The following is a 20902-nucleotide window of genomic DNA, read 5'->3' as shown; positions in this document are numbered from 1 at the left end:
TTCTACATAGTAAGCCGGTGTAGCTCAATTGGTAGAGCAACTGACTTGTAATCAGTAGGTTGGGGGTTCAAGTCCTCTTGCCGGCACCACTAAGAGCCATTAGCTCAGTCGGTAGAGCATCTGACTTTTAATCAGAGGGTCGAAGAGTCCTGTCCTTCATGGCTCACCATTTATATGCGGGTGTGGCGGAATTGGCAGACGCACCAGACTTAGGATCTGGCGCCGCAAGGCGTGGGGGTTCGACTCCCTTCACCCGCACTTACTATATTTAATAGAAGAAATGCATTTTTTGTGCGGAAGTAGTTCAGTGGTAGAACACCACCTTGCCAAGGTGGGGGTCGCGGGTTCGAATCCCGTCTTCCGCTCCATAAAATGCCGGGGTGGCGGAACTGGCAGACGCACAGGACTTAAAATCCTGCGGTAGGTGACTACCGTACCGGTTCGATTCCGGTCCTCGGCACCATTTATAAAATTATGCGCCCGTAGCTCAATTGGATAGAGCGTTTGACTACGGATCAAAAGGTTAGGGGTTCGACTCCTCTCGGGCGCGCCATTTTGATAACTAAGCTTTCAACTTATGTAACATGGGGCCTTAGCTCAGCTGGGAGAGCGCCTGCTTTGCACGCAGGAGGTCAGCGGTTCGATCCCGCTAGGCTCCATTTATAAGTAATAATGGCGGTGTAGCTCAGCTGGCTAGAGCGTGCGGTTCATACCCGCAAGGTCGGGGGTTCGATCCCCTCCGCCGCTATATGGAGGAATACCCAAGTCTGGCTGAAGGGATCGGTCTTGAAAACCGACAGGCGGGTTAAACCGCGCGGGGGTTCGAATCCCTCTTCCTCCGCCATATTGATTTTTTATATGTATATCGTCGCGGGGTGGAGCAGTCCGGTAGCTCGTCGGGCTCATAACCCGAAGGTCGCAGGTTCAAATCCTGTCCCCGCAATCTTGGTCCGGTAGTTCAGTTGGTTAGAATGCCTGCCTGTCACGCAGGAGGTCGCGGGTTCGAGTCCCGTCCGGACCGCCATTTATATTATATACATATAACTAAAAAACGTATTATATAATGGCTCAGTAGCTCAGTCGGTAGAGCAATGGACTGAAAATCCATGTGTCGGCGGTTCGATTCCGTCCTGAGCCACCATTTTAATTTGGAGGGGTAGCGAAGTGGCTAAACGCGGCGGACTGTAAATCCGCTCCCTCAGGGTTCGGCGGTTCGAATCCGTCCCCCTCCACCAGTTTTATAGCTATGGCGATTGTGGCGAAGTGGTTAACGCATCGGATTGTGGTTCCGACACTCGTGGGTTCGATTCCCATCAGTCGCCCCATACAACTTACATATTGGGCTATAGCCAAGTGGTAAGGCAACGGACTTTGACTCCGTCATTCGTTGGTTCGAATCCAGCTAGCCCAGCCAATTTCTTTTGCTGGCAGCATAGCCAAGTGGTAAGGCAGAGGTCTGCAAAACCTTTATCACCGGTTCAAATCCGGTTGCTGCCTTCAGAAACATATGCGGGTGTAGTTTAATGGTAAAACCTCAGCCTTCCAAGCTGATGTCGTGAGTTCGATTCTCATCACCCGCTCCATTTAGTTTATAAATGGGCCTGTAGCTCAGCTGGTTAGAGCGCACGCCTGATAAGCGTGAGGTCGATGGTTCGAGTCCATTCAGGCCCACTTTGTTCCGCAGTAGCTCAGTGGTAGAGCAATCGGCTGTTAACCGATCGGTCGCAAGTTCGAATCTTGCCTGCGGAGCCATGTTTTTTTATGGGGAAGTACTCAAGAGGCTGAAGAGGCGCCCCTGCTAAGGGTGTAGGTCGCGTAAGCGGCGCGAGGGTTCAAATCCCTCCTTCTCCGCCATACATAATTTAAACCAAACCCTCATTTTTCTCTATTCTGAAAAATGAGGGTTTTTATACATGGCTTACGAGATGAAGGAGAAATGGTTTTTCAGTAAGTTTGTGTCCTAAAAAGAGAATAATTAGATCTGGGTCATTAATCCGGAAAAACGCATTCCCGAGGACGAGTTTTTTCTAACTTATAAAAGGATTTTGCCAATCTATATTGAAATAAAACCATAACCACGAAAGGGGATGGTTTTTTTGATCTTAAAGGGAATTAAAAATTTTGAGGATTTAGATGACTTTATATTTGAAAATAAAGTTGACATCCGATGCAAGGAGAGCAGTCTTTCTGTGACGTTAATAGAACCGACTGAAGAGGAGGAGGGCATTATTGCTCTTATACTAAGTGACGGATCGCAGTTGGAGCTGCCAGTCGACCAGTTGGACGATTATTTGGAAGTTGTGCCGATGGAGAAATAAAAAGCAAGGTCCCTTTTATGCAAAAGGGACTTTTTGTTGATTAGCTTGTATAAATTTTACAAAAAAGATAAATGGTAAAAGGGATATGACTCTTTTTGCCGAAGTACAAGGGAAAAGGGGTGGGTAAAATGATATTTCCAGTAACTAGAGTAGATGAAGATGTAGTACAAGGTGAAGAAAAGTGTCTAATATGTAGAACAAAAATTGATTATGTAGCTGTTGTGAAGGGAGATTGTTCCACAGAAACTTACCGCAAAATATACTTGGGAAAAGAAGTAACAGATCAAGTAATTGTCTTAGAGAGCGTTACTGTAAGCGGCGGAAGAAACCGAGCTGCTAATGTAGAAGTGAATGTTAAATGTCCAAAATGTAAGGCTACTAACAAGTTCAAAAATATATATAAGTTTTAGTAAACGCAAGAATAGTTTACTTTTTAAATGCTTATGATGACTAAAGTTTAGGTCAACAGATACAGAGAAATTAGAGTATTACTTGATTAGTTATCGCCGTCACGGCTGCAGTGCTTTTAGGAGTGACACTAGCCCCAAGGCCCCTCGTACGTTAATTTTTAAAATCTTCATTTTCTGCATGAATTGAGGGCTATTTGGAAATAAAATGAGTAGGGCTGCTTTTTAAAGGCAATAAGCTCAGGATCAGTTTTATAAAGGAGAGAGGTCATCGTATGGAGAACATTGAAGTAGGCGAAGTGTTTACAATTAGTGATGAAAATGACCAGGATCAAAAAGTTGAGGTGCTGGCGGAAATTAACATTGAAGGAACCCAGTATGTAGCTGTTGCTTTCGTAGAGGATCTTCAAGAAGAAACAGAAGAAGACATCGATATCTTCTTTTTAAAAGTAGACGAGGATGGAGACTTTACAGCTATAGAAAGCGATGAAGAGTTCGACAAAGTTTCAGCAGCTTTTGATGAAATCATGGAAGACTAGTGGTCTTCAGGAAACCATTTTAATTTAATAAAAAGCTCCGTTAAAAAGGACGGCTGTTTTTCAATAGTGGATTGTGGCGGAAAGCGTCCGCCTGCAGCAAAAGTCAACAACCAAGTATAACTGAGCTAATAAAGAGAAAAAAGTCGGCAGTGGTCTGTTGGCTTTTTTCTTTTTATTAGCTAAGATGATAAAAATATAGTTTAACAGCTAGTCATCATGTAAAATTTATCTAATCACTCTATTAGAAATAGCAGAAAGGAAGTGTTTTATGGAACATGAATTAAAAGAAGTGATCAGAAAGTGTGATCTCGCCATTAAGCAGGAGGATTTTGACAGGCTGATGAATTACTATACAGAGGATGCGATTCTTGTTATAAAGCCAGGGAGGATTGCAAGAGGCAAAGAGGAAATTAAAAAAGCATTTATAGCCATTGCCCAATACTTTAACAATTCTCTTGTGCCAACACAGGGAGAAATGACTATTTTAGAAGCGGGTGATACGGCGTTAGTCATTTCCCAAACATTCCTTGAGGCTGATAAACAAGAAGTTGACTATTCTATGGATAGAAGAGCAACCTACGTATTTAAGAAAAATTCACATGGAGAATGGCTTTGTGCCATTGATAACTCATATGGAACGGACTTAATAACTAACGAAGGATTGAAAACGATCTAACATGTTTGTTAAATATTATTTTATAAAAAAGTCTCGAATTCCGGGACTTTTATTCGTCTCTATTTTAAGATGAAGCCGCTTAACACCATAAGTATATTTAACACTATATGCCATACAACAGAGGGAATAATGCTTTTCGATTTTATTGTCATCCCACCATAAAACATTCCGCCAATAGAAAATGCTATACAAACAAGCCATGGGAAACCGAGAGAATAATGTTGTAAACCAAACCCTAAGCTCGTTATAACGACTGCCCATTTTTCACCGAACTGTTCTGAAAAGCGGCTTAAAAGAGCTCCTCTCCAAATGAGTTCTTCTAATAGTGCATTTGTAGTGGAAAAAACGATAGCCAGAAACCAGATTTCTCGAATAAAAGACCAGCCGTTTAGAACAATGAATGGTGTGAATATTAAAACATTTACTATTATGGCTATGAGTAGAAAGAATTTAACCTTCGCTTGATGAAAGCCTGACCAAATGAAGGGAAAATGAATGAATCCGTTCCATTCTGCCTTCCTCCAATACTTGATAAATGGAGAACGAGAAAAGAGAGCAGGTATGGCCAGTAGAGTGAGGATGATCACTAATGAAAAGCGGTTTAAAAATATGTTTAATTCTTTTGCTTCTATGTGAATAACCCAATGCGAATTTATATACAAATACATAAAGAAGCCTATGCCAAAAAGTATATTAGTAATGACGAATAGTCTTATAGACTTATTGAAATAAATAAATAAAAAAATAGAACATAAGATCCATAAACAAATCAGAAAGTAACTTTTAGTTTGTAGGGAAACAATAAGCAAAACAAATAAAGATAAGCAAACTGCATTCCTAACGAATGTATGATCTATATTCATCTCCTCCCTTAATCGAATATGCATGGTTTAATTATAACTAAAGTATTTGAGAAAGATTTAAAAATTAACACTTAAATTGAAGAGATAGCGGCAGTAAAAAAGTTTGAAATGGTTTGGGGATGGTAAGAATATGGCGTTAACAATACATCTATGAGCAGGATCCCGCAAACTTTTAGCAAGAACGCTCAATTACTCTTATCAGGTTATTAGGTCTTGGAGACAGCTAATATTTGGATAGTTTAGATCGAACGAAATAGATCTTTTAATAATTAACAAACCTAAACAGTGCTTATCCAAAAATACATCTACCCTCATGTTGATTTAACTGACATTAAGACAAAGATTAAATTAGTAATGCTGCATAAGAATATCGAAGGAAGGCAATAATTCAGGATGAACAAATCTTAAGGGAGGGATAAAAATGTCCAAAGTTGTTATCAAAGTAACGGATAATGGGCCAGCTGTCGTTACAGGAGATGTAGAGCTAGTGGATGGTGAAGGGAATCCGTTCAACATTGGAGAACAGTTCAAGTTGTGTCGTTGTGGTTTGTCCAATCACAAACCGTTTTGTGACGGTTCACATCGCGGTAAGTTTGAAAGCAAAGTAAGGGCCAATTAGTGAATCGGAGCCTATTCACCCTTTCTTAAATAGGTAGTAAAATACTTTAAATTAGACAGTCATCATTCAATCGTGGAAATGTGAACAACTGATAGAAATACGTAAGAATGTCTGACTAGTATGAAGACAAACGTACGATATTCCGTGCTGCAAATACATAACAAAATAGAAAATGGCGTGCCAACAAGGTTGCTTGCACGCCATTTTCCCGTCGTTTGAATGATATAAAGCTTCATCTTCTTATTGCAGATGGCGGCCAGTGCGCTCATACTTTCCAATTTATAGTTTTGATATCTCTTCAATTATAGAAATCTAATGTACGAATTGGGTGTGGCTTTATAATCATTTGCAATTAAATTTGATTCAAATCCTGTGTTTCGATAGATGGAACAAAGTGTAGAGGGGAATGTATTTTCTTCATCATATAATTTATTGTAAACTGAATTTATACCGCTAGTTAAATGATTTATTGTAAGATAAATGGTTATGAATAAAAACAAGGAGAAACTAAAATGACAAAGAGAAATGAAATCGGCTATCAAGAGGAATTGCCACTAGAGCAGCGTGAAGAATTACTCAGAGCATTGAAAGCTCGTTTTGAAAAAAACATGCACCGCCATAAGGGTGTTGAATGGGTTAAAGTCCAAGAAAAGCTAGAAGTTAACACCCAAAAACTGTGGTCGCTCCATGAAATGGAAAGAACAGGCGGCGAACCAGATGTTGTTGGCCATGATAAAAAGACGAACAAATACATTTTTTGTGATTGTTCAGCGGAAAGTCCTAAGGGGCGCAGAAGTGTTTGTTATGATCGCGAAGCGCTGGAATCAAGGAAGAAACATAAACCAGAAAATAATGCGGTTGATATGGCGTCTGCCATGGGCATTGAACTTTTAACAGAAGAACAATATCGAGCGTTGCAGACACTTGGAAGTTTCGATATGAAAACGTCGAGCTGGGTACAAACGCCTTCTGATATTAGAGAACTCGGCGGTGCACTTTTTTGTGATTATCGTTTCGGGCATGTCTTTGTCTATCACAACGGAGCAGAATCTTACTATGCCGCCAGAGGATTTCGTGGCTCGCTAAGGGTTTAAAGTTCAGACGGTAAAATGCAGACTTGAGAACGAATCACATTAGAGAAAGGTTTTACCAATTGGGTGCTTTTCTGGAGCAACAAAACACGTCCAATTTCTCAATACAAAATAGAGAAATTGGACTTTTTAGTATGGTAAACTCCTTTAGCCAGTAAATCAGTACCTTCCTGATGCTTCCCATATAAATCACATCTCTTTTTTAGTAACTAGTCAATTATTTAACTAATTTTCGAAAAATATATTATAATTCGACAAAAATATTGGTAATTCGACAAAACTAGTTGACCTTTAAGAGATAATCATATAGAATTTTTACATATTTCTAAAAATGAGGGTTCAGTATGAAAAATAAATTATTCAGGAAAAAAAATATTGAGGAGTTGCTGAAAAAAAAGGGAGATGTCCAGCTGCAACAAACATTAGGAGCTTTTGATTTAATGCTGCTGGGGGTTGGTGCCATTGTCGGAACAGGTATATTTATCCTTCCTGGGACAGTAGCCGCGAACCACGCCGGACCAGCTATCATTTTTTCCTTTATTATAGCTGCTATCGTCTGTGCATTGGCAGCTATGTGTTATTCAGAGTTTTCTTCATCCGTGCCGGTAACAGGTAGTGCCTATACGTATGGATACATTGTATTTGGAGAATTAGTCGCTTGGTTAGTTGGATGGGCTTTGCTGTTAGAATACGGTTTAGCCGTTGCAGCGGTTGCAACTGGTTGGTCTGCTTATTTAAGTGCTCTGTTAGAAGGCTTTAATATTACTATTCCAAAGGCCATCTCCGGTTCTTTTAATCCAGCAGATGGAACCTATGTAAATGTACCGGCTATTGCCATTATATTTGCCACTGCTTTCTTATTAACGCTTGGAATAAAAGAATCTACAAAATTCAATATGATCATGGTATTTATTAAAGTAGGGGTTATTCTTTTATTTATTGGCGTGGGTATTTTTTATGTTGAGCCTGCTAATTGGCAGCCATTTATGCCATTCGGCGTAAATGGTGTTATGAGCGGGGCAGCCCTTGTTTTCTTTGCTTATCTCGGGTTCGATGCTGTGTCGTCAGCGGCTGAGGAGGTAAAGAATCCACAACGTAATATGCCAATCGGAATTATCGGTTCATTATTTATTTGTACAATCCTTTATGTAGCTGTTTCGCTTGTTTTGACTGGGATGGTTCCATATACAAAGTTAAATGTAAGTGATCCAGTTAGCTTTGTGATGCAGTTAGTTCATCAAGATTGGATAGCTGGCGTTATTTCACTTGGTGCTGTGGTTGGGATGATGACCGTTATACTTGTTATGTCATATGGCGGGACTAGACTTCTTTACGCGTTTGGCCGCGATGGATTGCTGCCGAAAAGCATGTATGAGCTTAATAAAAAATATAAAACTCCTGTTAAAAATACGTGGGTCTTTGCAACACTCGTAGCTTTTTGTGCCGGCTTCGTCCCATTGTCTAAACTAGCAGAACTAGTAAACATGGGAACGTTACTTGCATTTACAATCGTTTCAATCGGCGTTATTTATTTAAGAAAAAATAAGAGCATACCATCGAACGGGTTTAAAGTACCATTCTTTCCAATCCTGCCAATTTGTTCATTCTTGTTATGTTTATTTTTAATTACCCAGCTCTCTATTTATACGTGGATTGCATGCGGTATTTGGTTTGTGTTTGGGTTAATCCTCTATTTTTCTTATGGTAAAAAGCATAGCGTAATGAATAAAGAATAAGAAATACACAAAGTGAGCTTACATAAACAATGTAAGCTCACTTCAGTTTGTCGACAAACTGAGGCACTGTTCTTCGGAACAATGTTTTTTTTCATAAAACGTATCATTTATATGGCTTCAATATAGAAGTAACTGTTTCATACGAATTGAAGACCAGAATAGAACGCATACGTTTTTTAATGCTGCATGGTAGGGATCTTGTCTATTGGGATCACAAGGAGCGTTAAAATAAGAAAAGGCCGCAAAGCTTTCTTGAAAAAGCGCTTTGCAGCCTTAGAATTTCTTGTTGTACTTGAATAAATCTTAATATTTATAAGATTGCCCACCATCGATTGGAATAACAGTTGCGTTGATGAAGCTAGATTGATCAGACAGCAGGAAGGCTACTAAATAACCTACTTCTTCTGGTTTGCCGAAACGTTTCATTGGATTTGGCTCAACAAATTGTTTGCCTACTTCTTCCCAGTTGTCTGGATCAATTTGTTTTAATGACCCTTCGACCATTGGTGTCATAATGGCGCCTGGTGCAATGGCATTGATGTTGATGCCATATTGACCATATTCGATTCCAGAGTTTCTTGTTAGCCCGACCACGCCATGCTTGCTAGCTGCATAACCAGATTGGTTTCCTACCCCACGAATACCGCCAACAGAAGCAGTATTAACAATAGAGCCAAAACCTTGTTCTTTCATGACTTTCAATACGTATTTCAAACCATAGAACACACCATTTAAGTTGACATTAACTACTTTTTGGAATTCTTCAATACCAAAATTCTCTGTTAGGTCTTGTTTTCCTTCAATTCCTGCATTGTTGAAGAAACCATCAATTTTTCCGAATTTCTCAACTGTTTCATTTACATAGTTTTCAACTGCTTTTTCATCTGCCACATTCGCAGTGATAAGCAATACTTCTGTGGCTGGTGCAGCTTCTAACACTTTATTTTTTGTTTCCTCTAATGAGGCAGTGTTTAAATCAACGAGTGAAAGTTTCGCTCCTTCTTTTGCTGCTTGTAGGGCAGAGGCTTGACCTAAACCAGATCCAGCACCTGTAATCAGTATCACTTTCTCATCGAAACGATTGCTCATTGAAAATTTCCTCCTTTATTATTATCGTAGGAAGCGATGAATAACCTACGTTTAAATCTCCTTTTGAATGACCTTTATTTACATTATCTCCAATTACGTATAAATTATCTTTTCCTACTCAGATCGTGGATAATGTACATGATTCTACAAGGTTAGAATCATAAAAAAAGCAGTTCACTTTTTTAAACCCGAAACAAAAGGCCATTTCTAATGCATTATTGAGCCGTATACCCACCATCAACTGTTAAACTGTTGCCAGTCATGAATGATGAATCATCAGAAGCCAAGAACAGGACCGCTTTTGCCATTTCTTCTGCTTTACCGAGACGTTTTAGCGGTGTGGCTGCAGCTAAAACTTGTTTGCTTTCTTCTGGTATAATAGGTGTATCAATAAAGCCTGGACATAACGCATTGATGCGAATGTTTTGTTCTGCATATTCAAGTGCAAGTGAACGAGTTAAGTTAATCACGCCGCCTTTTGCTGCGTTATAGGCTGCTGAACCAGGTGACCCAACCCAACCGTACATAGAGGCTGTATTCACAATCGTACCGCCATCTGTTTTTAACATTTCGCGGATGGCTTCACGTGCTACTAAGAAGACGCCATCTAAGTCAACATTTACGGTATTGCGCCATTCTGAGTACTCTAAATCATGTGAAGGATGGACCCGGCCAATACCGGCATTGTTGAAGACAATATCCACTTTTCCGAACAGTTCAATGGTTTGTTTAAATATATTTGCGACCTCTTCTTCATTTGTAATATTTGCTTTTACAAAAAGGGCTTCAGCGTTCAGTGCTTTCAACTCTTTCTCAAAAGCTTTCCCTTTTTCCTCATTTAAATCAACAAGAACCACTTTGGCTCCTTCTGATACGAATAAACGTGCTGTTGCTGCTCCAATACCAGATGCTCCACCAGTAATCACAGCTACTTTGCCTTGTAATTTTCCCATTCTAAGCCCTCCTAGTATTAAAATTTTCTTGTCACATCAAGAGAAAAGTGCTAGACAGGTTTATTGTCTGTGCTAATTTGTTTACAATTTAATTGTACTACCCTGTGTATATTTAACAATCATTAAGATCCTATAAGGTGTCTACTAGTTAGACACTTATGGTGAATCTGTCTATTTTGAGAGGAGGCTTTTTTATGAAGAGTGAACAAATCCTAGCATCTCAACGACAAAATCGGACAAAAGAACATTTAAAGCAGGCATTGATTGAACTCGTGAAGGAAAAAGGTTACCATTCCGTTACTGTCAAAAACATTGTCGATTATGCCTCTTATAATCGCAGTACTTTTTATACTCATTATCTAGATAAAAATGAATTAGCTGGAGATTTGCTTGTTTCCATGCTTCGAGGGTTGGAAGTTTCAGTAGGCAGACCGTATGTACCTGGCCACAAAGTGTATACAGCTAAGCTAAACGCACCATCTTTTAATATCGTTTCTTATATCTATAAAAACCGGAATTTTTTTGAACTGATTAACTACGATGACACGTTACCGGGATTACATACAGGTTTTCCTCAAACGATCTTAAAAATTTATGAGGAACAATTTATTTTTGAAACAATCAACAACACCCCAGTCAATATGGATTACTTTAAACGATATACAGCCTATGGCTTTTACGGACTTCTCCAGAATTGGATCCAAAGCGGCTTTAGAGAAACTCAAGAGAAATTTATTGAAGAGGTCATTGATCTAACGAAAACACATATTTACTCACTTAAGTATATTGGACAGAACTAAGTAAGAGATAGGGTTGAAAGGGAAAAGGAACGCTTCAAAATGGGAATGAAAAATACGGAGAAATTGTCGTTCATGTAAATGTAATTGGGATATGGGGATCACGCCTGGTTATTTCTTAAGAGACATAGATATATAGACTTCTAATTTTTAGAGGGGGAGGCTTTTTACAATTTTCTAAATCATTTGGTAAGATAAAAAAAGAGCGGATCAAAATGAATGTATATGAAGCAATAGAAGGCCGAAGAGAAATCAAATCATTTGTACCGCAAAATTGGCTGAAAGTGTGTCGGAACGACTGGTTCATGCAGGTTATTTAGCACCCTCTGGGAATATCCTGCCATCTCGCGAGTTTATTATTGTGACTGATCGGGCAAAACTCATTCATTTATCGACGGCTACTCCGTTTATGAAGTGGCTGGCGAATGCGGGAGCCGGAACGCCCGTCTATAAGCAAATATTGGCTGCAGGACGCATCTATTGCCTCTGAATTTATATGGCTAGCTGCCGAAGGGGAGGGGCTAGGCGGAGCGTTTGGCGCTATTTATCACTCTGAAGACGCAGAGGAATCGGAAAGACGTGAATCTTACGTACGACAGGCCCTCCATATTCCTGATGACCACCGTATTGTTACAGTAATGGGGATAGGAGAAATAGATGAGAAGCCGAAACCAAAGAAACATCTGCCGTTTGAAGAAATCGTGCATACAGACTCCTTTGGCTCTCGTTCTTAAAAGCAGCAAATATAGAATAGAATATGCCAGATAGGCCTTGTGGGGAAAAGACTTGGCAAGGCTTTTTTCGAGTGGGGAATTTGCCGGGGCAAGATTGCTCGGTTTTTTTACTATTTATTTGAAAATCTTTTGTTTTTTCTTTATATCTGTTTATTTTGCACTGACCATAACAAGAAAAATAAGTGTTAATAAACATAAATGAAGAATAAAGGGCTAAATGTTTATGGTATTCGTTTAGAAAGAGGGAGAGATGGAAATAAGAAGTAGTTCTCGATGTTAACATGGCGGAGGAAAAGATTGAACTGTATAAAATTTAGCCAATGGCTGCTTTGCTGGGCAGGAAGTAAGAGGTTGATCCCTATTAGTTAGGACGAATAGGGATCAACCTCTATTTTTTGCGGCTTTTTACAATACCGCGTCAAGGGCATGATCCTCTCACAGAAGTGTTGACTTTATAGTCCTAATTATAAGGCTGTCACCATTTTAAATGTTAAGAATAATTTACATATATCACTTTATATTTAATTTGTTAGGGTATAAAGGGGAGACATTATGTATGGGAGAGAATAAGAAAGAAGAAAGTCTATGCCAGGCACTTGAACGCATAAAGGCTAGGAACGATCGATACAAAAATTTCTTTCGTTATTAGCTTTACTGGCGTTTTCTTAGGATTGATATTTGCTAGTGACACGATAATGAAGACTATACAAGTATGCCTAGAAAACTTAAAGGTGTTTCAGCTAGAAGGCAGTCAATATCTCTTGCCGTTAATTTTCTTACTTCTGTTTATCAGTTCGATATTTTTCTTTAGCAGGGCCATTTACTATTTTTTTTACGCTCTAAAGGGACGTATTGATCCAAATATATATCGGCAACTAGGAGTGGAGCCTCAGTCAGTACCGTTTTGGGGAGCCGTTGCTAAATTAGATAATCATGTGGTGTTTAAATACAAAATCAACAACATATCTGAGGAAGAATTGTTAAATGATTTAAGTTTGCAGATTTATGTCAATTCAATAATTTGTGCAAAGAAATTTGAGCTTTATAATAAAGGCATCAATCAACTCATCATCGGAATTATGCTATTTGTTACTTTTAAAGTTATCTCTTTATTACCTAACTTGATTTATTGAGTGATCTGGAAAGAGCGAAAAGAAGGGAAACATTTACTTCTAAAATGATGAGAGTGGAAATGATTGAGCCCCTTAATGTTGTCGCACAGATAATGCCTTTTTTAACTACAAAAAACTTTGCGAAAAGAGCTAGGGGCGGCTTGCCTTTTTGCAACCTTCTTATTGATATGACTTCATGGCCAAAGTGATGAACAGTAGACCCAAAATGCGTCATAGAACGACTTGAAAAATGGGATATTACATTGAAGAAAAAAAGCGTTAATCGGATCTACCGATCAACACTAAGCGTATTAAAGAAATGTGTTCGCAGATGATGGCTCTTAACTGAGCATCTTTACATCTTTCTAGTTCACTAAGTAAATGATCTAATTCTCTTGAGAAAATCGGCCGTTCATTATCACTTACCATAGTGACACTCCTTTTCATAGCAAAAGGACTATGAAAGGCAAGTGTATCAATAATAACGTTTTCCTACAAGTGGTGAATCTCTAAATAAATAAAGAATTATCGAAGGGTTAGTTAGCTTACTTGTTTTGGTGGAATATATTTACTGCACATTCCGTTGAAAATATGCCATTAAATGAATTGTATCCACCATGAAGTTCCTCCAGTGTATCCAAATGATTTCACGGGCGTCGAGAAGCACTTGTAAACTGCAACGATTTATGGTTTAACTGGCCGCAATTTGTAAAAGCAGGAGGCCGAGAACGATGGGAGTCGGCTTCGCGGCAACATCTGTGCAGTTATTGTTCATATTGAGGGCTTTGAAATGTTGAAACATTATCAACTGAGTAAATTAAGATAAAATAAAAAGCCGGGAAAGCTCCTGGCTATGCCTTGTAGGATAAGGACGCGGTTATGAGCTGATATTTGTGAATCAGTTTGTCCAATTCTTCACTGTATTTTAACGTTTGATCAGCATTAAGACCATCACGCAGTCCTGTTAAAATCATTAAGTTTCGAAGGTGGTTGATTCGATTCATTAGCTCATCAACTGCTTTAGCGTTAATCATGTGCATCCTCTCCCATTTTATCTATTTATTGGTTAAGAAGTGTTTGTGGGTAATATTATATAGAACTTTTGTACTAAATGGGGAGTTTCGACAAAATCTCTAAAAAGATTACAACAAGCACATTTAAAAAGAAAAAAGCCAGGAAATTCTCCTGGCGGATATGTTCCGAGGGGAATAAAAGGTGGCTCTCTAAACATAATTTCCAATTTGGGGGAAAATCTACAAGAAGGTTATTTGACACAAAATACGAAGAAAAGAAGCGTCATTCGACGCTTCGATAGTAAGTAAAGGGGATGGTTTTTAAATTTGGTTAAGCTTGGTTCCTACATCTTAAAAAGATTAGTAGCTACCGCCCATGAAACATGCACCAACAATAATTAATAGGATGAAGAGAACAACAATTAAAGCAAAGCAGCTGCCCATTCCACCGCCGCTGTATCCACCGCCGCTATAGCATGACATACATATCACCTCCTATTCATGAGTTAATACATATTATGCAAAGCTTGTTCTCTTCGAAATGGACAAACATGTAATTATATAGAAAAAATAAATTTAGTACTGTACAGTTGTTGTTAATGCGTAATAGGCGCAAACTGCGCAACAGTTTGTGAAGTGAAATTCTTTTCGGTTAAAATTAGGAATGGGGTGTCGGTTTGAAATCTAACAAATTTCCTATCATCATAATCCTTGTCTCATTTTTATTAATGCAATAGGCTATTTCTTTTTTATGAACTTATTTATACCGAACATGATGTAACGGGGCTTAGATTAGATACCGTCTAAGCTCTTTTTGTGCACAGTTGGTTTGTTCCGTAAATGCAATGAATCGCTGCACCTTCTTAACAAACTTGTGGAATCGTAATTGATCCAACCATACTTTTCGTACATTCAATTGAATCTCTTTTATAACTAGTTCGATTATTTCTATCATTCTAGTTCCATTAAGGTGCTATTTAATGAATTAGCTAATTTACTTCTAAAACGAAGGCGTAAAAGGCATCGCCATGAGATACGTTCGTTTCCTGTTCATCCATCCACCATACGCCATAAGAATAATAATACACTCCGCTTTGCATGGGTGCGGTAAAGCTATTGTCTTTAACCTTGACTTCATTTTCGTTGTTATTACTTATTTGTACAACATGAGATTCATTTGGCTTTGGTTCGTAGTCTATTACGAATGATATAGTTTCACCAGGTTTGACTTTTATAGGTGTTTTGTCTTTTAAGAGCTCAACTGGCCCGGCAGTATCAACACAAGTACCTTTTCCGCTTCCACTCCAACAATAAGTACCAAGTGTAATTTCAAACCTTACATTATCAATCTCTATAAAAGCTTTTGGCGGCTTTCCTCCCGACAGTTTCTCATTTGAACATCCCATTAGATTAAGTCCAATAAGAAGGACCAATATAAATAACCACCTATTCATTCCTGCACTTCTCTCCCTAATAGACAGTCTTCTTTATTCTGGCGTTATAAAACAAGATATCGTATTTACTGAACTTTTTTTCAATTACTTGAACAACTAAGAGTTCTGCTTCTTCTCTCATAACTCCTTCCTTTACTTGACGCAATCCTATTCAGGGAATGGGGTTAGTGTCAAACTAAAGAGCTCTTTAGGTTTGAACTATCTTTGTTATCGTCAACAAAGAATTCGGTTGTTTGTAAATATACGTCTAATAATATGAGTGCACACAGAGCTTTGTTATGTGGATTCCTGCGGAAGCTTTTCGGTATTGGATTGAAACGGCAGGGCCATATTGATAATGCTTTTTTTAAGGAATTCTCTATTTTAATGGCAGCATGCAAAAATTCACCCTCTTTATGAAAAGAGGGATAGGGTAATTAGTATAAGGATTGTCGGTTTTGGCAAGGAGGAAATCCATTGATATCTTGGATCAATCGAGAATCATATTGTTTTAAAGCGAATTGAGTTTTATATAAATATTCAATCACGAAAACTTTCCCTCCGGATACTCTGCACAAAATACCTGAAGTTCCTTGGCCATTGGAAAATGAAATTCCTACAGATTGCCCCATTAATTGACTAACTTTGTCTTGCCACGGCATGTGGAACCCTCCTTTACATGCATCTTATGTATAGGATAGAGTTAGGTGCTTGTAATTGGGGGAATAAGGACAAGTCGTGGGATCATCTAGAAAAAGTGTGTATTGTACAATATAAAAATGACTAAATGTACTCTCTAAGCTATTTTTATATGAGTTATTCCTCTGTTTTTTAGAAAATGTGCTATTTTCATAACGAGTCCAATTAAAAAGTACAGAATCTCTTTTCCTACAATAATCAAACCTATGAATGCAGCGCGAAAGCTCCTCCTTCACCGGTGCCGCCGCACTATGGCTCATCTTCACAAAAGCAGCTCCATTGATCGTTAAGAGCAATATAAAAATAATAAGCCAACCTAATCCGTCTCCATCCAAGTCATGACCTCCTAACATTATTTCTAAACCCGTATTAACGTAAAATTCCAGCTATCTTGCAAGTGAGGCATAAATGAATCATTGTTTGATAGAGAGGAGGGAAAACTAAAGGAAAGACGAAGCATTCACTGAAGAAAAACAAAAACCTCCAAAGAGGAAGGTTTTGTTAGGCCTTGATGAAAAAATAGTAGGAAGAAAAGACGATAAGGGCTAAACAAATCACAATGATTGATAAGGTATAGTAAGCTTGAATGGCAGCTGGGATCATAGGGACAAACAACAACAGCAACCCCGAAAGAACAAATAGCTTTCCGCCGAATCTATGAGTTTTTTTCCATACATCTTCACGAGCTAAGGTCCAAGGCGTCCGAATACCGATAAAATAATTAGGTTTAAATTTAGGACTTAAGTTGCCGATGAAGATAAATAACAAACCTACTAATTCAGGAACGATATATGCTGGATTCACAATGCCTATGCCGCCTGTAATTTGCACAATCTGAGCTAAAAATAAAAACACAAGAATTCCATTCATGACTCGAAAATATGAACGTTGAAATCTCTTGAAATTGCTTTTCTTGGGATCAATTTTTGGGAGTATTGCAGTTAAAATATATAAGGCAATTATAATGATAGGAAAAATCAATACACCGAGGGACTTTGGGCTGTAGCTGTCTGGAGCCCCTTTATAGTTCCAATGGACAGCGATCTGTTCGGGTAAATATGGATAAGAAATATAGGTTCCAATTAAGCTCAGCATTACTATACATAATCCAAACCAATTTCTCTTCATCTCATTTCCCCTCCTCATCTTTTGTTAAAAAATCCATAAACCAAGTGACAACATCTTCAAACACACTAGTATTTAACGAATAAATAATGTGCTGCCCTTTTTTCTCAGACTCTACTAAATTGGCTTGCCTCAATAAATTTAAATGATGAGAAATGCTTGGCTTTGTCATATTAAAATGACCAGCAATTTCCCCTGCAGTTAAATCTTCCTTTTTTAGTAAGTGGAGAATTTTTCTTCTGCTTGGATCAGACAATGCTTTAAAAGCTTCATTCATGTCAAACCCTCTTTTCTTATAACGCCTACTGAAAAATCAATTTAGGTATTTAGGCAATTATCTAAATATATAATATGGCTACCTTCAAGGAAAGTCAATATATTCCTCCACAAGAACAGTTTCCCATATCTGTTGCCTCCAACTTCTTTACGTAAGATGGAGTAAAGAAAAGGGTGGAAGTAAATGAGGGGAACAGAGCTGAAGTTAAGAGAAAGTTATCAATAGAACAACGAGACGGGGAGGCATATTTCATCTGAAAGTTAAAAGTAAATCCCGCTGCCTTTGCCGTTTCTGCAGCAGGATTTTTAATGGCTTTTAATCTGATGGGAAACAACCGAAAGGAATTAGAGAAGGGGAGCCAGCTTGCTCAATCGTTCTGTGAGCATTTCTTTCCATTCATCCGCTAATTCTTCAACAGCCAAAATTCTTTTCATTCCTTCGCTATCTTTTGGTTTGCGAAAGTAAATTTCATTTGCCTCAAGAATAGATACCTGTTTCGGATGGGATTCCAACAATGCAATGTTAGAGTCTTTGCGAACGATCCCTTCTTCTAAAACTCGGCACAGATAGCCTGTCAATCCAGTCTGTACTATTCTTTTTAAAAGAGCGGGGTTATTCGTTCTTTTTGTAATGGTACTGCATGGAATTCTGCCTTGGGTTACTTGGATTACCGCTTCACCGAGTCGGAAAATATCCCCAATATAAATGTCTTTCTCCAGCATGTTCGTAACCGTTATATTTTCACCAAAAGTAGAAGGAGATAGAGGATTCGCAAATTCTTCTTCCCAACGCAAATAATGTTCATACGGGTACACACATACGGCACGGTCAGGCCCCCCGTGATATCGTAAGTCCGCTACTCCATCTCCCCGAAAGCCTTCTTTCGTTAAAAAGGCTTCTTCAACCGTTTGTTTGCAAATGCCTGTCTCCATTTCTTGATCATTTCCATACTTCATTGTTTTAGGCAAGCCAATTGAAAAGTTTTTTAATTCAATCAATGTAGTACTGTCCATTTTTTTGCACCTGCTTCTCATGGGTAATCGATCATTATTAAATTTTACCATTTATGCGAACGCTTTGTATGAAATCTTTTATAGATCATCTATTTTACTCGTTTAATGATCAGCTGGAGAAGTAGATAAATCAGTAAAGTTTATATGTGAACAGATTTGACTAAGCGCACTGAAGGAGAGGGAACGTACTAGCTGGAGCAAAAAGATAATAGTAAATAATGAAATATTAGCAAATTACTATATTGAATATTCAGAATTTTTTTGTTACATTTGAGAGTAACTAATTATAGTAGAGCTTAATAAACATATTCATCGAGACATATACCCCTAGTAGATATGTGGGAGGTCATAACGATGTTGGAAAATGAACATGCCTTAAAACAGAAAGCTGCAAGAAGTACAAACAGCTTTTCTAAACAGCTATCGGGAAAGATAGATGATTTTCTTATTCTTTGTGTGTATGAGCATGATCCTAAGACACATGGATTAGAAGGGGCTAACGAGGAGAGAGCAGCATCAGATTTGCCAATCTTTATTGAAAATACGAGTGCGAACTCATTTATTATTTGGGATCGGGTATACAGGGAGAGTGCCCAAGTTTTTAACAGTTTACGTGTTGCTGCACGAAATCGGCTAATTAGACAAATCGCTACTAACATTGTGAACCATCTCCTAATGAAATATAAAAAATTTTCTCAACCCCTATCTTCCATCCTGAATGATAAAAAGTTGAAAAGCTCATCTATCCTCAACATTGAAAATATTTTGAAGAAAGATACCTTTTTAGTGAATGACGAAGCATGGGAAGGCTTTTGCAGATGGTGCCGCATGCATTTAACTGAATGGGTACTCGAGGAAATGGTGCAATCTATTGGTTCTCACCGCTTAGAGGCATTAGAAAAGAAAGAGTTAAATGACCTTTTTTATCAATCTATATCAAAACATTTATCTGAAGACCATGATTTTATTATCAGGTTTACAAGTATAGTCAATACTTACACGTTAGAATGGATAAAGAAAATTAGCAGATCGTTAAATCTAGAAGATTGTACAGTGCATGACATTGAAGCACTGTTTAATTTTAAAAAGGACTCTTTTTTTCATACACTTTCAACGTTAACTCCTGGAAATGATTCAACTCTAGCTGCGAAAGACTTTTTATCCGTCATGAATAATGCACCCTATCAATCCGTTCGAGAAGCTCTTTATAAGAAAAATTTTAAAACAAATGAATCATCCTCTTGGCCTGTTATGCCTCTTGATAAAGGAAATATGACGGGCATGCTCCAAATCAAACCCTTTAATAAAGATCACTATCGGTTTAATGCTGCTCATCCTATTATTAAGGAATCATGGGAACAAGCTGAAGGACTGTCAGACTTAGATGCTGATGTATTTGATGCGCTTTGTGCCATCTTTTTATCTAAAGCGAAATATTACAAAGATATAGTAGAAGTTAATATCGATGATTTGTTGTCTATTCGTGGATTAAAATCAAAATTGGGCGGAGAAGGCCGCCGAGGCGGTTATGAACTAAAACAACGGCGTCAAGTGTTGAAATCGCTTTCGACAATTCAAAATTTGTGGATTGAGCTAGACAAATCGATTATCTATGAAAAAGGAAAACCAGTAGAAACAAAACTTGAAGGACGAGCTTTTCTGTTTGTTGATCAAGAAAGACAAGATTGCCGGATAACAGAAGAAATGAACGAGAAAAAAATCCGTTATACCGTCGATCGAGTATTTGCCAAGTACTTATGTGGTTCGGGAAGGCAAGTAGCGCTTCTTCCAGTGAAAGCGTTGCACTATGACCCGTATCGTAAAACCTGGGAAAAGCGGCTGGCCAGATATTTAAGCTGGCGCTGGCGGATTCAAGCTAGAAAGGGCGATTTTCTGCAGCCGAATAAAGTAAGTACATTGCTAGAGGCCATTAGTATCCATATGAATGAACGTATGCCTTCGCGCACGAGAGACCGATTGGAAAAAGCGCTGGATACGCTGCAGCAAGATGGACTCATTCAATCCTGGCATTATGAAAAATGGGACGAGTTAATTGCCGATCAAAAAGGGTGGGGGCGTGTTTGGGCTCATTCGACGATCATCATTGATCCGCCTGAATATGTAAAAGAACACTACCGTCCAATTAAAAGGAAGCAATCGGTATTAAGTATGCCAAAAGTACAGCAGGTTCCTTATCGAGCAGAAGAATCAAGTGAAATAAGCGGAAGCCAAATAAGAAAAATAAGAGAAGGGTTAAATCTATCCTTGCATGATGCAGCAGAAGAGATGGAGATATCTTCTTCTTATTTAAGCAGCATTGAAAGAGGGATTAAAACTCCATCTAACAAAATTCAGTCAAGGTTGATCAAGTGGCTGGAACGCTTCGATTAACAGTTAAAAGAACGCAG

22 protein-coding genes and 20 tRNA genes are annotated in these 20902 nt (G+C 38.4%); 31 read left to right on the top strand and 11 right to left on the bottom strand.

Going from position 1 to position 20902, the window contains the following annotated elements:
* Positions 1-13: 13 nt before the first annotated feature.
* From AC623_RS11305 to AC623_RS11190, 24 genes are all read left to right on the top strand, one after another.
* Positions 14-89, top strand: a tRNA-Thr gene (locus AC623_RS11305).
* 4 nt (positions 90-93) lie between these two features.
* Positions 94-169, top strand: a tRNA-Lys gene (locus tag AC623_RS11300).
* A gap of 7 nt (positions 170-176) precedes the next feature.
* Positions 177-258 (top strand) — tRNA-Leu (locus AC623_RS11295).
* A 35-nt stretch (positions 259-293) separates the two neighbouring features.
* Positions 294-368: transfer RNA gene (locus AC623_RS11290), tRNA-Gly, on the top strand.
* 6 nt (positions 369-374) lie between these two features.
* Positions 375-463: transfer RNA gene (locus AC623_RS11285), tRNA-Leu, on the top strand.
* Positions 464-476: 13 nt separating this feature from the next.
* Positions 477-553: transfer RNA gene (locus AC623_RS11280), tRNA-Arg, on the top strand.
* A gap of 33 nt (positions 554-586) precedes the next feature.
* Positions 587-659 (top strand) — tRNA-Ala (locus AC623_RS11275).
* 15 nt (positions 660-674) lie between these two features.
* Positions 675-748 (top strand) — tRNA-Met (locus AC623_RS11270).
* Positions 749-751: 3 nt separating this feature from the next.
* Positions 752-844, top strand: a tRNA-Ser gene (locus AC623_RS11265).
* Positions 845-869: 25 nt separating this feature from the next.
* Positions 870-943 (top strand) — tRNA-Met (locus tag AC623_RS11260).
* A 4-nt stretch (positions 944-947) separates the two neighbouring features.
* A tRNA-Asp gene (locus tag AC623_RS11255) sits at positions 948-1024 on the top strand.
* 41 nt (positions 1025-1065) lie between these two features.
* A tRNA-Phe gene (locus AC623_RS11250) sits at positions 1066-1141 on the top strand.
* A gap of 9 nt (positions 1142-1150) precedes the next feature.
* Positions 1151-1235: transfer RNA gene (locus AC623_RS11245), tRNA-Tyr, on the top strand.
* A gap of 14 nt (positions 1236-1249) precedes the next feature.
* Positions 1250-1325 (top strand) — tRNA-His (locus AC623_RS11240).
* A gap of 14 nt (positions 1326-1339) precedes the next feature.
* Positions 1340-1414 (top strand) — tRNA-Gln (locus tag AC623_RS11235).
* Positions 1415-1426: 12 nt separating this feature from the next.
* Positions 1427-1497, top strand: a tRNA-Cys gene (locus AC623_RS11230).
* Between the two features lie 12 nt (positions 1498-1509).
* A tRNA-Gly gene (locus AC623_RS11225) sits at positions 1510-1583 on the top strand.
* Between the two features lie 14 nt (positions 1584-1597).
* Positions 1598-1671: transfer RNA gene (locus tag AC623_RS11220), tRNA-Ile, on the top strand.
* 6 nt (positions 1672-1677) lie between these two features.
* Positions 1678-1752 (top strand) — tRNA-Asn (locus AC623_RS11215).
* A gap of 11 nt (positions 1753-1763) precedes the next feature.
* A tRNA-Ser gene (locus tag AC623_RS11210) sits at positions 1764-1854 on the top strand.
* A gap of 242 nt (positions 1855-2096) precedes the next feature.
* Positions 2097-2318: a hypothetical protein gene (locus AC623_RS11205; RefSeq protein WP_049662525.1), complete on the top strand. Its 222-nt coding sequence runs from the start codon at positions 2097-2099 to the stop codon at positions 2316-2318.
* Positions 2319-2446: 128 nt separating this feature from the next.
* Positions 2447-2728: a hypothetical protein gene (locus AC623_RS11200; RefSeq protein WP_049662523.1), complete on the top strand. Its 282-nt coding sequence runs from the start codon at positions 2447-2449 to the stop codon at positions 2726-2728.
* Between the two features lie 272 nt (positions 2729-3000).
* Positions 3001-3264 (top strand): DUF1292 domain-containing protein, encoded by a 264-nt coding sequence (locus AC623_RS11195; protein ID WP_049662522.1) that lies wholly within the window; start codon positions 3001-3003, stop codon positions 3262-3264.
* 268 nt (positions 3265-3532) lie between these two features.
* Positions 3533-3940 (top strand): YybH family protein, encoded by a 408-nt coding sequence (locus AC623_RS11190; protein ID WP_049662520.1) that lies wholly within the window; start codon positions 3533-3535, stop codon positions 3938-3940.
* Positions 3941-3999: 59 nt separating this feature from the next.
* On the opposite strand, the gene AC623_RS11185 is transcribed toward AC623_RS11190, so the two are convergent.
* A complete protein-coding gene (locus tag AC623_RS11185) occupies positions 4000-4803 on the bottom strand; it encodes a CPBP family intramembrane glutamic endopeptidase (protein WP_231603483.1) in 804 nt (267 codons plus the stop codon).
* Positions 4804-5224: 421 nt separating this feature from the next.
* Here AC623_RS11185 and AC623_RS11180 point away from each other — a divergent pair, with 421 nt between their 5' ends.
* The 3 genes from AC623_RS11180 (at position 5225) to AC623_RS11170 (ending at position 8249) form a co-directional block, all read left to right on the top strand.
* Positions 5225-5422, top strand: a complete 198-nt coding sequence (locus AC623_RS11180; protein ID WP_049662518.1) for a CDGSH iron-sulfur domain-containing protein — start codon at positions 5225-5227, stop codon at positions 5420-5422.
* A 512-nt stretch (positions 5423-5934) separates the two neighbouring features.
* Positions 5935-6516 carry a DUF4256 domain-containing protein gene (locus AC623_RS11175; protein ID WP_049662515.1) on the top strand — a complete coding sequence of 194 codons (582 nt, stop codon included), beginning with the start codon at positions 5935-5937 and terminating at the stop codon, positions 6514-6516.
* 341 nt (positions 6517-6857) lie between these two features.
* Positions 6858-8249 carry an amino acid permease gene (locus tag AC623_RS11170; protein ID WP_049662512.1) on the top strand — a complete coding sequence of 464 codons (1392 nt, stop codon included), beginning with the start codon at positions 6858-6860 and terminating at the stop codon, positions 8247-8249.
* Between the two features lie 303 nt (positions 8250-8552).
* On the opposite strand, the gene AC623_RS11165 is transcribed toward AC623_RS11170, so the two are convergent.
* On the bottom strand, positions 8553-9338 hold the full coding sequence (locus tag AC623_RS11165) for an SDR family oxidoreductase (RefSeq protein WP_049662509.1): 786 nt from the start codon (positions 9336-9338) through the stop codon (positions 8553-8555).
* Between the two features lie 215 nt (positions 9339-9553).
* A complete protein-coding gene (locus AC623_RS11160) occupies positions 9554-10291 on the bottom strand; it encodes an SDR family NAD(P)-dependent oxidoreductase (RefSeq protein WP_049662507.1) in 738 nt (245 codons plus the stop codon).
* A gap of 194 nt (positions 10292-10485) precedes the next feature.
* Between AC623_RS11160 and AC623_RS11155 the strand changes: the two genes are divergently transcribed.
* The 3 genes from AC623_RS11155 to AC623_RS11145 all read left to right on the top strand — a co-directional run bounded on the left by AC623_RS11155 (position 10486) and on the right by AC623_RS11145 (position 12955).
* Entirely contained in the window at positions 10486-11091 is a 606-nt protein-coding gene (locus AC623_RS11155; protein ID WP_049662505.1) for a TetR/AcrR family transcriptional regulator, read from the top strand.
* 422 nt (positions 11092-11513) lie between these two features.
* Positions 11514-11822, top strand: a complete 309-nt coding sequence (locus AC623_RS21955; RefSeq protein ID WP_231603481.1) for a nitroreductase family protein — start codon at positions 11514-11516, stop codon at positions 11820-11822.
* Between the two features lie 695 nt (positions 11823-12517).
* Entirely contained in the window at positions 12518-12955 is a 438-nt protein-coding gene (locus tag AC623_RS11145) for a hypothetical protein (RefSeq protein WP_049662503.1), read from the top strand.
* Between the two features lie 830 nt (positions 12956-13785).
* On the opposite strand, the gene AC623_RS11140 is transcribed toward AC623_RS11145, so the two are convergent.
* The 8 genes from AC623_RS11140 to AC623_RS11105 all read right to left on the bottom strand — a co-directional run bounded on the left by AC623_RS11140 (position 13786) and on the right by AC623_RS11105 (position 18494).
* Complete coding sequence (locus AC623_RS11140; RefSeq protein ID WP_049662500.1) at positions 13786-13968, bottom strand: aspartyl-phosphate phosphatase Spo0E family protein; 183 nt, start codon at positions 13966-13968, stop codon at positions 13786-13788.
* Positions 13969-14307: 339 nt separating this feature from the next.
* Positions 14308-14430 carry a YjcZ family sporulation protein gene (locus tag AC623_RS21070; RefSeq protein WP_049662498.1) on the bottom strand — a complete coding sequence of 41 codons (123 nt, stop codon included), beginning with the start codon at positions 14428-14430 and terminating at the stop codon, positions 14308-14310.
* Between the two features lie 506 nt (positions 14431-14936).
* Entirely contained in the window at positions 14937-15401 is a 465-nt protein-coding gene (locus AC623_RS11130; protein ID WP_053104131.1) for a hypothetical protein, read from the bottom strand.
* A gap of 416 nt (positions 15402-15817) precedes the next feature.
* Positions 15818-16042: a hypothetical protein gene (locus AC623_RS11125; protein WP_049662496.1), complete on the bottom strand. Its 225-nt coding sequence runs from the start codon at positions 16040-16042 to the stop codon at positions 15818-15820.
* A gap of 24 nt (positions 16043-16066) precedes the next feature.
* Positions 16067-16414, bottom strand: a complete 348-nt coding sequence (locus AC623_RS11120; RefSeq protein WP_049662495.1) for a hypothetical protein — start codon at positions 16412-16414, stop codon at positions 16067-16069.
* 166 nt (positions 16415-16580) lie between these two features.
* On the bottom strand, positions 16581-17207 hold the full coding sequence (locus AC623_RS11115; protein WP_049662493.1) for an SdpI family protein: 627 nt from the start codon (positions 17205-17207) through the stop codon (positions 16581-16583).
* Between the two features lies 1 nt (position 17208).
* Entirely contained in the window at positions 17209-17481 is a 273-nt protein-coding gene (locus AC623_RS11110; protein ID WP_049662492.1) for an autorepressor SdpR family transcription factor, read from the bottom strand.
* Between the two features lie 344 nt (positions 17482-17825).
* Positions 17826-18494, bottom strand: coding sequence for an MOSC domain-containing protein (locus AC623_RS11105; protein ID WP_049662491.1), 669 nt, complete (start codon positions 18492-18494; stop codon positions 17826-17828).
* Between the two features lie 354 nt (positions 18495-18848).
* On the opposite strand from AC623_RS11105, the gene AC623_RS11100 reads away from it, so the two are divergent.
* On the top strand, positions 18849-20885 hold the full coding sequence (locus AC623_RS11100) for a helix-turn-helix domain-containing protein (protein WP_049662490.1): 2037 nt from the start codon (positions 18849-18851) through the stop codon (positions 20883-20885).
* Positions 20886-20902 lie beyond the last annotated feature (17 nt).

The organism is Bacillus sp. FJAT-27231 (assembly GCF_001183975.1).
Lineage (GTDB): Bacteria > Bacillota > Bacilli > Bacillales > Domibacillaceae > Pseudobacillus > Pseudobacillus wudalianchiensis.
The sequence above is the reverse complement of the archived record's forward strand: the minus strand, read 5'-3'. Positions and strand labels throughout refer to the sequence as shown.